At 73.1% G+C, this 9413-nt stretch carries 10 protein-coding genes; all 10 read right to left on the bottom strand.

Translation table 11 applies throughout. From position 1 onward, the window contains the following. Nucleotides 1-721 (bottom strand): lipid II flippase MurJ (locus ACTHJJ_RS05430; RefSeq protein WP_440301920.1); only part of this gene is annotated, 721 nt, incomplete at its 3' end. Beyond that, entirely contained in the window at nucleotides 718-1593 is an 876-nt protein-coding gene (locus ACTHJJ_RS05425; protein ID WP_440301919.1) for a hypothetical protein, read from the bottom strand. The genes ACTHJJ_RS05425 and ACTHJJ_RS05430, both read right to left, overlap by 4 nt. Further along, nucleotides 1590-2534 carry a copper transporter gene (locus ACTHJJ_RS05420; RefSeq protein WP_440301918.1) on the bottom strand — a complete coding sequence of 315 codons (945 nt, stop codon included), beginning with the start codon at nucleotides 2532-2534 and terminating at the stop codon, nucleotides 1590-1592. The genes ACTHJJ_RS05425 and ACTHJJ_RS05420 overlap by 4 nt, the downstream gene beginning before the upstream one ends. Then, nucleotides 2531-3712, bottom strand: a complete 1182-nt coding sequence (gene steA, locus ACTHJJ_RS05415) for a putative cytokinetic ring protein SteA (protein WP_440301917.1) — start codon at nucleotides 3710-3712, stop codon at nucleotides 2531-2533. Before steA ends, ACTHJJ_RS05420 begins: the two co-directional genes overlap by 4 nt. Nucleotides 3713-3861: 149 nt before the next feature. Further along, entirely contained in the window at nucleotides 3862-5685 is a 1824-nt protein-coding gene (gene recN, locus ACTHJJ_RS05410) for a DNA repair protein RecN (RefSeq protein WP_440301916.1), read from the bottom strand. A 25-nt stretch (nucleotides 5686-5710) separates the two neighbouring features. After that, nucleotides 5711-6637: an NAD kinase gene (locus ACTHJJ_RS05405; protein ID WP_440301915.1), complete on the bottom strand. Its 927-nt coding sequence runs from the start codon at nucleotides 6635-6637 to the stop codon at nucleotides 5711-5713. Continuing rightward, nucleotides 6634-7545 carry a TlyA family RNA methyltransferase gene (locus ACTHJJ_RS05400; protein ID WP_440301914.1) on the bottom strand — a complete coding sequence of 304 codons (912 nt, stop codon included), beginning with the start codon at nucleotides 7543-7545 and terminating at the stop codon, nucleotides 6634-6636. The genes ACTHJJ_RS05405 and ACTHJJ_RS05400 overlap by 4 nt, the downstream gene beginning before the upstream one ends. Further along, nucleotides 7542-7721 carry a hypothetical protein gene (locus tag ACTHJJ_RS05395; protein WP_440301913.1) on the bottom strand — a complete coding sequence of 60 codons (180 nt, stop codon included), beginning with the start codon at nucleotides 7719-7721 and terminating at the stop codon, nucleotides 7542-7544. Before ACTHJJ_RS05395 ends, ACTHJJ_RS05400 begins: the two co-directional genes overlap by 4 nt. Continuing rightward, nucleotides 7714-8502 (bottom strand): tetratricopeptide repeat protein, encoded by a 789-nt coding sequence (locus ACTHJJ_RS05390; RefSeq protein ID WP_440301912.1) that lies wholly within the window; start codon nucleotides 8500-8502, stop codon nucleotides 7714-7716. Before ACTHJJ_RS05390 ends, ACTHJJ_RS05395 begins: the two co-directional genes overlap by 8 nt. Further along, nucleotides 8499-9170, bottom strand: coding sequence for a hypothetical protein (locus ACTHJJ_RS05385; protein WP_440301911.1), 672 nt, complete (start codon nucleotides 9168-9170; stop codon nucleotides 8499-8501). Before ACTHJJ_RS05385 ends, ACTHJJ_RS05390 begins: the two co-directional genes overlap by 4 nt. Nucleotides 9171-9413 lie beyond the last annotated feature (243 nt).

Raw genomic sequence — 9413 nt, 5'->3', positions numbered from 1 at the left:
AGCGGAGGGTCGGACGGAGCCGGATACCGGCCCGGCGCAGGGGCACGAGCAGCGGCAGGCTGAGGGCCACCACTCCGAGCGTCGTGCCGAGACCGAGGACGAGGACGGCGCCGCCCGGGACGGTCTCGATCGGCGCCGCGGGGTCGGGCACGAGAGCCCGGTAGACGAGGTAGGTGGCGATGACGACGACACTCGACAGGAGCGGGGCGAGGGCGGCGCCCACGAAGCGGCGGTGTGACTGGAGCACCCCGGCGAGGACGATGCCGACGCCATAGAGCGGCACCTGGATCGCGAAGAGCCGCAGCAGGTCGACACCGAGTCCGAGGGCGCCCGCACAGCCACCCGATGGCAGGAGCAGGCGGGCGATGGGGCCGGCGGCGAGGACGACGACGAGGGCGAGCGGGACGAGGACGGCCAGTGCCCACGTCAGCAGGGCCGAGGCCGTCCGGTCTGCGTGCTCGCGCTCACCTCGCCCGAGGGCAGCCGAGACGAGCGGGACGACGACCGCGGCGAGGACGCCGCCGGCCGCGATCTCGTAGAGGACGTTCGGGACCGCGTTCACGCTCTGGTAGACGGTGCCGACGCATGTCGCACCGACGGAGTGCGAGAAGGCGAACCACCGGCCGAAGCCGACGAGCCGCGCGACGATGGTGATGGCGGCGATCGAGCCGGCGGCGACGGCGATGCTCCGTCCTGACCCGGTCCCCCCCGCCCGGCTCACCGCGGCGCGTCCGTCGCGGGGCGGCCCCACCGGTCGAGGCGCCGCAGGAGGGGGTGGCGGTCGATGACCGACGAGAAGCTGACCCGCTCGGAGGCGAGCGTCAGCGCCGTGAGTGCGGCAAGGCTGACGGTTCGCCCCACCGGGCCGGTGCGCTCGACGAGAGCCAGGCCCACGAGGGCGCCGGCGGCGTTGGCCCCGGTGTCACCGAGCATCGAGCGGGCGTCGAGGTCGTCGGCGATGACCCCGAGGGACGCGCCGACGGAGGCCGCGGCGGCGGGGCTGGGCAGGGCCATCGGGAGGGCGAGCCCGATGACGCCCTTGAGGGCGCGGCCGGGCCGCAGGTCGAGCAGGTTGACGAGGTTGGCCGTTCCCGCGATCACCCCTCCGGCGACCATGGTCCTGAGCAGGCGGCCGGGACCTCGCCCGGAGGCTGCGCGCCCCGGCTCGACGGCGGCAGCAGCGGCGAGACCAGTCGCGCCGAGCCCGAGGAGCTTGACGGCGCCGGTGGTCACCTCCCCGCGGCCGAGAGCCGTGAGGTGGCCGCGCAGCCCCTTGCTGGACGTCGAGCCGGCGAGGTCGTCGAGCATGCCGAGCCCGGCGGCCGTGATGACGAGCGCACCGGCCCGCCGTCGCCCGTCTCGCCCGGACAGGGCGAGGCCGGCCAGCGCGCCCACCACCCAGGCGGGCCCTTCGAGCAGGGTCACGCGCTCGCCCGCGTGGTTGGTCCGGGTCCACGGTCCCTGCCAGTGCTCGGGAAGCCGGGTGGAGAGCCGGATCGCGGCCGCTGACGCGCCTGCCGCGGTGACGAGACCGACCATGCTGCGGGCCCTCGAATGCAGCAGGGAGCGCGGGTTGGTTCGGACTCGGGTCACTGCCCCACCTGCGGCAGGATCGCCTTCGCGTCGGGGGCGGTCCCGTAGTGGCCGACGTGGTGGGCGAGCTGCGCCGCGGTGGCGAGGACGACGATGGCGGGTCCGCGGCCCTCCCGGGCGTGGTCCACCGTCGAGATCGCGTTGCTCGCGCGAGGGTCGGCCCGGACGGCAGTCACGGCGTCGGTCGTCACCGGTTGCCCGGCGGCCTGGACGGGCGCTCCCCCGATGACGACCGTGGCCCGGGACGCCGTCTGCAGGCGCAGCGCGAGAGCGAGGACCAGCTGGGTGCGGGCATCGACGTCTGCCTGGCTTCCGGAGTAGTCCCCGGAGACGATGATCGCGATGTCCGCGGGTGCAAGCTCGGGCACGCTGCTGTCGAGCAGGCCGGCATCGCCCAGGGTGGACAGTGCCTGGGCCCGGTTCGCGCCGGGCTCGACCGGCACCTCGCTCACCGTGAGCCTCGTGAGAACCTCCCCGAGCAGCACGTCGCCGGTCGCGGTCGAGGTGAGGCCGAGCTCGCCGGCCGCCGTGCCGGCGGCGGTCGCGCGCTCCGCGGCCTTCGTCGGGTCGAACCAGTCCGACGAGAGCGTCACCGTGCCGTGATCCTTGGCGCCCGAAGCGGCCAGCGCCGCGGTCGTCGTGTCGACGAGCTTGCTCTCGGCCGAGGGCAGCACGACGAGCACGACGCTGTGCCCGGTCAGGCGCCCTGCCACGAGGAGCGGCGTGATGGCTGTCTCGTACTCGTCGGCCGCCGCGACCTGCCGCTGGCTGTCGGTCAGCTTGGAGTTGAGGTCCTGCTTCTCGTTGCGCAGGGCGACGACCTGGTCGCCGAGGGTGCTGCCGAGGTTGGACTGCAGCGGGCCGGCGCCGAGGACGATGCCGACGGCGAGCGCGAGGAAGATCGAGATGATGGAGACGAGGTGGTAGCGGAAGTCGATCACGTGAAGATCCCCACGACGGCGGAGCGGATGTCGTCCCACCGTGCGGCGAGAACCTGCAGCCAGGCCTGACCGGTCGGCGTCGCTGCGATGGCGGCGAAGAGGGCCAGCAGGCCCACCACGACGAGGACGAAGAGCATGCCCCCGGGGACCCGGGCCCGGTAGAGCTGGCTGACGCCCTTGGCATCGACGAGCTTCCCGCCGACCCTGAGGCGGGTCAGGAAGGTGCTCGCCTGCCCGTCGCGGCCCTTGTCGAGGAACTCGACCAGCGTGACGTGGGTGCCGACGGCGACGATGAGCTCGGCACCGCAGTCGTCGGCGAGGAGCATGGCGACGTCCTCGCTCGTGCCGGCGGCCGGGAAGACGACAGCGTCGAGGCCCAGCTTCTCGACACGGGCGAGCCCCGGCGCGCGGCCGTCGCGGTAGGCGTGCACGACCAGCTCGGCGCCGGACCGGAGAGCGCCGTCGGACACCGAGTCCATGTCGCCGACGATGAGGTCCGGCCGGTGCCCCGCCTCGATGATGGCGTCAGCGCCGCCGTCGACGCCCACGAGGATCGGGCGGTACTCCCTGATGTAGGGGCGCAGCGTCTCTAGGTCTTCCTTGTAGTGGTAGCCACGCACCACGATGAGGCAGTGCCGTCCGTCGAGCTTGGTCGTGATGGGCGGAATGCCGATCCCGTCGAGGAGCAGGTCGCGGTCCTTGCGGATGTACTCCATGGTGTTCGTCGCGAAGGCCTCGATCTGCACGGCCAGCCCCGCTCGGGCCTCATGCATCTGCGCCTGGACTGACTGCTCGTCGAGCAGCTGGCCGCGGGCCACGCGGTGCTCGCCGTGCCAGAGCTCGGCACCGTCGAGCCGAACCGGCTCCCCGTCCTTGAGCGCCATGACGTCTGGCCCCGCCTCGTCGAGCACCGGGATGCCGGCCGAGACGAGGATCTCCGGGCCCACGTTGGGATAGCGTCCGGAGATGGAGGTCGAGGCGTTGACGACGGCGGCCGGCCGAGCGGCGACGAGGGACTCGGCGCTGACGCGGTCAAGGTCCCGGTGGTCGATCACGGCCACGTCGCCCGGCTGGAGCCGCTTCGTGAGGTTCTTGGTCCGTCGGTCGACACGCGCCGGGCCGGACACGCCGGGATGAGCGCCGGACGCCTGGCTGCGTCGACGGATGGAGATGGCCATGGTGGTCCCATCGTGCCACGTGGCGTCCCAGACCCCGCACCCGCCGCACCGTGCCGGCGCGTGGCACACGCCCCTCCCCTGCTCGGGAACGGTGTCCCGGCTCCGCCGGGCCCTGGGCCCGCGGTCGAGTGAGCGGGCCGTCACTCCGGTCACACGGCCGTCGCGGTCTCCTTCGATGTCCCGCGTCCCTTTGACCCGCGCCGTCTCGGTTGCCCAGCCGCCTCACGGTCCGCCGACTCGCGCAGGGCCGTCGTCTGCTCGAGGAGGTCCCGTGCGTGGGCGAGTCCGGCGTCGGAGTCGGGGTCGCCGCCCATCATCCGCGACAGCTCCGCGAGCCGGTCGTCGTCCGCCACGGCGACGACGCTGCTCGAGGTGATGACGCCGTCATCGGACTTGCGGACCACGAGGTGCCGGTCCGCGAAGGCGGCGACCTGCGCGAGGTGCGTCACCACGACGACCTGGGCCTGCTCGGCGAGGCGGGCCAGCCGGGCACCGACGTCGAGCGCCGCCCGGCCACCGACGCCGGCGTCGACCTCGTCGAAGACGAAGGTCGGCGGTCCGCCCGTGGCGGCGCCGGCCACCTCGAGCGCGAGCATGACCCGGGACAGCTCACCGCCTGAGGCGGCCTTCGTGACGCTGCGTGGGGCCGCACCGGCGTTCGCGGCGAGGAGGATGTCGACGTCGTCGATCCCGGTGCGGGAGAGCCGGACCCGCTCACCCGACTGCAGCTCGGAGCCCTCGGGGTCGGTCCGCCTCGTCACCTGTACGACGAGCTCGGCTCGTCCCATGGCGAGGTGCCGCAGCTCCTCGCTGACGCGGGTCCCGAACCGCGTGGCGGCCTGCCCGCGACACTCCGACAGCTCGAGGGACAGGTCGAGCAGCTCGGCCTCGAGGGAGCTCACCTGCTCGGTCAGCAGGGCCACCCGGTCGTCCGCGGTCATGAGCTCGTCCAGGCGCCCCGCGGCCTCCCGCGTCCACTCGAGCACCTCGTCGACCGTCTCGCCGTACTTCCGGGTCAGGGTCGTCAGCGCGGCGCGGCGCTCCTGGACGGCCTCGAGCCGTTCAGGGTCGAGCTCGACGTCCGAGACGTAGCTCGTCAGGTCCGCCGAGAGCTCGGTCGTGATGGCGGCGAGCTCGACGAGTCGCTCGTCGAGCGAGCGCAGCCGCTCGTCGTGGTGCACCGCCGGTCCGAGTGCCGACCGGGCCGCGGCGACGAGGTCGGCGACGCTGGGACTGGTCTCGGCGGCATACTCGTCGCTCGTCAGGCGGCTGAGCGCCTGGCCGGCGGCCGTGCGGAGGGTATCCGCATGGCTGAGGCGCTCGTCCTCCGCGCGCAGCGCGACGTCCTCCCCCGGCTGCGGGTCGACGGCCTCGACCTCCTCGAGCGCGGCGGTCAGCGAGTCGATGTCACGGGCGCGCTCCCGGGCGAGGGAGGCGAGGCGGTCGCGTTCCTCGGTGGCGTGGCGCCAGCGGTCGTGGGCGTCGCCGACGCGGTCTCGGAGCGCGAGCAGCTCCGGGCCGCCGAAGGCGTCGAGCACCTCGCGGTGCGCGTCGCCCTGCTTGAGGCGCCACTGGTCCGCCTGGCCGTGGACGGCGACGAGGTGCTCCCCGAGCTCGGCGAGGACTCCGACCGGCGCGGTGCGCCCGCCGATGTGGGCGCGGGAGCGGCCGGAGGCAGAGATGGTGCGGGCGATCACCAGCTCGCCGTCGTCGTGCTCCGCGCCGGCTTCGGCCGCACGGGCGAGGGCGGGATGGTCGTCCGGCAGCTCGAGGACACCCTCGACGAAGGCGCTCTCGACGCCGCTGCGCACGAGTCCGTAGTCGGCACGCTGGCCGAGGAGCAGGCCGAGGCCGGAGACGACCATCGTCTTGCCTGCGCCTGTCTCGCCGGTGACGACGTTGAGGCCAGGGCTCAGGTCGAGCACCGCCTCGTCGATGACCCCGATGCCACGGAGCCGGATCTGGCTGAACACGCTCACACCCTACGGGGCGGGGGCGTCACGACGTCGGTCGCGCGCCGCCACCGTTGCCGCGCCACCCCTCGACGGCGAGGTCGAACTTGGCGACCAGTCGGTCGGTGAAGGGCGCGTCGTTGAGCCGGGCCAGCCGGATGGGGCGCAGGCCGCGACGAACCTCGATGCGCGCGCCGGGAGGCAGGTCGACGTGCCGGCGACCGTCGCACCACATGATCCCGTTGCCCTCGCTGGCCGCCTTGATCTCGATGGCGACGACGCTGTCCGGCCCGAGGACGAGCGGTCGCGCGAAGAGGGCGTGGGCGGAGTTGGGCACGAGGAGGATCGCCTGGACCTGCGGCCACACGACGGGGCCGCCGGCGGAGAAGGCGTAGGCGGTCGAGCCCGTCGGGGTGGACATGATGACGCCGTCACAGCCCCAGCTCGACAGCGGTCGGCGGTCGACCTCGACAAGGACCTCGAGCATGCGCTCCCGGGCCGCCTTCTCGACGCTGACCTCGTTCAGCGCCCAGCTGCTCGCGATGAGCTCGCCGTCGTGGCGCACGTCGACGTGGAGCGTCATGCGCTCGTCGACCGTGTAGGCCCGCGCCGCGATGTGCTCGACCGTCGCCTCGAGGTCCTCGCGCTCGGCCTCGGCGAGAAAGCCGATGTGGCCGAGGTTTACGCCGAGGAGCGGGACGTCCAGACGCCGGGCGAACTCGGCGCCGCGCAGGATGGTCCCGTCACCGCCGAGGACGACGACGAGGTCGCACTCTTCGGAGGCTCCTTCGGTGATCGACTCCTGGCTGGGCACGTGGACGCGGGCGGTTTCCTTCAGGTCGAGGGCCCTTGCCTCGTCGGCCTGGACGGAGACCTCGATACCCATGGCGGTGAGCCGCTCGACGACGGCCTTGGCGACGAAGAGGGCCTCGGAGCGCCGCGGGTGGGTGACGAGCAGGATGCGGCGCGTCACGAGTCTGTCTCCAGGTCCATGCGCAACAGCATGTCATCCGGGCCGAGGCCTGTGGGGTCGGCGCCAGTCGGGTCGGTGCCGGCGGCATGGGCGGCCGTGCGGTCGACGGCTGCGGGGTCGCTGCCTGCCGGGTGCGCCGACGGCGTCAGCCACAGGAGGAACTCCCGGTTGCCCTCGGTGCCGCGGATGGGGCTCGGCGCCGCACCGAGCACGGTGAGGCCAAGGCTCGTGGCATGGCGGTGGACGTCGAGCAGCACCCTGCGGTGCTCGTGGGACGAGGTGACTATCCCGCCCCGCCCGAGCCGCTCGCGACCGACCTCGAACTGCGGCTTGACGAGGACGAGGAGGTCGCCTCCCTCGGCGGTGAGGTCCCGCATGGGGCCGAGTGTGAGGGTGAGGGAGATGAAGCTGAGGTCGGCGACGACGAGGTCGAAGGGCTCGCCGAGGTCGCTCGGACGCACATCGCGGATGTTCGTGCCGGGCAGGTCAATGACCCGCGCGTCCGCGGCCAGGTCTGGGACCAGCTGGTCGTGCCCCACGTCCAAGGCCGTGACGCTGGACGCGCCGTGCTCGAGCAGCACCTGGGTGAAGCCGCCGGTGCTCGCGCCCACGTCGAGGCATCTCCGCCCGTGCGGCTCGATCGGTCGGGTATGGACGCGACTGTCGAGGGCAGTGCCCCCCGGCCCCCACAGCTCGAGGGCACGCAGCAGCTTGTACGCCGCTCGTCCGACCCACCGGTCCGGCTCGCGGTTCAGCTCTATGCGGCTGGTGTCGTCGACGGCAGCGGCGGGCTTCGTCTGGAGCGTGCCGTCGACGAGGACCGCGCCTCCGGTGACGAGCGCACGCGCCTGGCTCCGCGATCGGGCCAGGCCGCGGCTGACGAGCTCGGCGTCGAGGCGTCGGGTCACGCGCCGCCCAGGTCGCCGAGTCGCCCCTGGAGTGCGCGGTGCACGGCCTCACCGACTTCGATGTGGCGGTCCAGCGGCTCGTCGTCGAGGCCCTCCAGCTCGGCCAGAACCGCGTCGAGGTCCTCGTCCCCGGTGGCGGGGGCGGCCTGCCGCCCCTGGCTCCAGTCGTCACTCATCGGGAGTGTCACCTTCCGATGCACGGCCGAGAACGAGACCCTCATCGCCGGCGTCGGCGTCGTCGTCGGCGTCGTCCTCGTCGTTGTCCTCGTCGTTGTCGGGATGGCCGGTGCGGTCCGACTCGACGTCGTCTTCGTCGTCCTCGTCGGGGAGCAGGTCGAGCACCTCGACTCCGTCGAGCTCGTCGAGACGCTCGGCCGCGTCGGTCGTGAGCTCGTGGTCCGCGTCGGCAGCCCTGGCGAACCACTCCCTCGCACCCTGTTCGTCGCCGCCCGCGAGCAGGGCGTCGGCGTAGGCGTAGTAGAGCCGCGGTGCCGAAGCACGGTGCGGGCTCAGACGCCGGGCAAGGTCGGCGAGCCCAGCGGCCGCCGCATCGACCTGGCCCATGTCGCGGCGGATGCCCGAGATGACGATCGCGAGCTCCACGCGCTCGTCGTAGGTGAGGCTCTTGGCCTCGTCGCTCTGGGCGAGCTCGAGCGCCTTGCGCGGTCGTCCCAGGCCGCGCTCGCAGTCGACCATGAGCGGCAGCAGGTGGCTGGAGCCGGAGAGGCGCCGCACGGTGCGAAACTCAGAGAGCGCCCTGGCCCAGTCCCCCATCCGGTAGGCGACGAGGCCAAGTGCCTCACGTGCCGCCGGTACCCGACCCGCACGGCGGACGGCGGTCTCGGCATGGGCGAGGGCCGCCTCAGGATCGGTGTCGAGCAGCTCCCCGACCATGACGAGGTGCTGGGCGACCCCTTCGGCGTTCTCCTTCGACAGGGTGCGCAGCTGGTTCTTCACGCCGCGGTCGACCTCGTGCCCCGTGACGCCCTCACGGATGATGGGCTCTGGCCTGCGGGGCGACTTCGGGGACAGGCGTGCCGCTCCGCGGCGGACCCGGTCGCGCTCGACGACCGACTCGCGATGGTCGTGACCGCCTGCCCGCTCGTCCCGACCGCGGCCACCATCACGGGATCCGCGACGATCGTCCCGTCCCCGTCCGCCTTCGCGAGGCCCACGGCCCTCGCCGCGGCCTCCGCGGTCCTCCCAGGATCCGCGGCGCTCATCGCGCCCGCGGCCACCGTCACGCGAGCGATCGTCCCGCCCGCGGCCACCGTCCCGCGAGCGATCGTCCCGCCCGCGGCCACCGTCACGAGGCCCACGATGCTCGTCGCGACCTGCCCGGTCCTCCCAGGATCCACGTCGATCGTCCCGCCCACGGCCACCGTCACGCGACCCGCTGCCCTCACGACGGCCACCCCGGTCCTCCCGCGGTCCGCGACGATCGTCCCGCGGGCCCCATCCGTCCCGGTCTCCACGGCGGCCACCAGCGCGGTCGGAGCCCCGGCGGTCTCCGCCCGACGCCTCGTCACGACGAGGAGTCCTCCCCTGGCCGGATCGGCCACCCGCACCGTCGTCCCGGCGAGGCCGCGCGCCGTCCTTGCGGGGCTCGCGACCGGACTCGCCACGACGCTCGCCCCCACGTCGACCGGGGTCGCCAGCTCCCCACTCCTCAGCAGTCATGGTGTTCATCCTCCCTTTCAGGGGCCGGTGTCCGCCACCGCCGCGCTCGAGCAAGTCTGCGTACACATGAAAAAAGAGGGCGCCCCCGCGGAACAACCAAACAAAAACAACCGGGGGCCCACAATGAAAATTTTTACGGCATCGTACAACAAACCCACCCCCTCCCCCCATCAGTAACAAAGGCGCTT

Origin of the sequence: Intrasporangium sp. (assembly GCF_051961875.1) — a bacterium.
In the GTDB taxonomy this organism is placed as follows: Bacteria; Actinomycetota; Actinomycetes; order Actinomycetales; family Dermatophilaceae; genus Intrasporangium_A.
The sequence above is the reverse complement of the archived record's forward strand: the minus strand, read 5'-3'. Positions and strand labels throughout refer to the sequence as shown.

Excerpts from the sequence above, each read along its gene's own strand:
- steA (WP_440301917.1), bottom strand. The coding sequence starts at position 3,712 with ATGGCCATCTCCATCCGTCGACGCAGCCAGGCGTCCGGCGCTCATCCC.
- ACTHJJ_RS05395 (WP_440301913.1), bottom strand. The coding sequence starts at position 7,721 with ATGAGTGACGACTGGAGCCAGGGGCGGCAGGCCGCCCCCGCCACCGGG.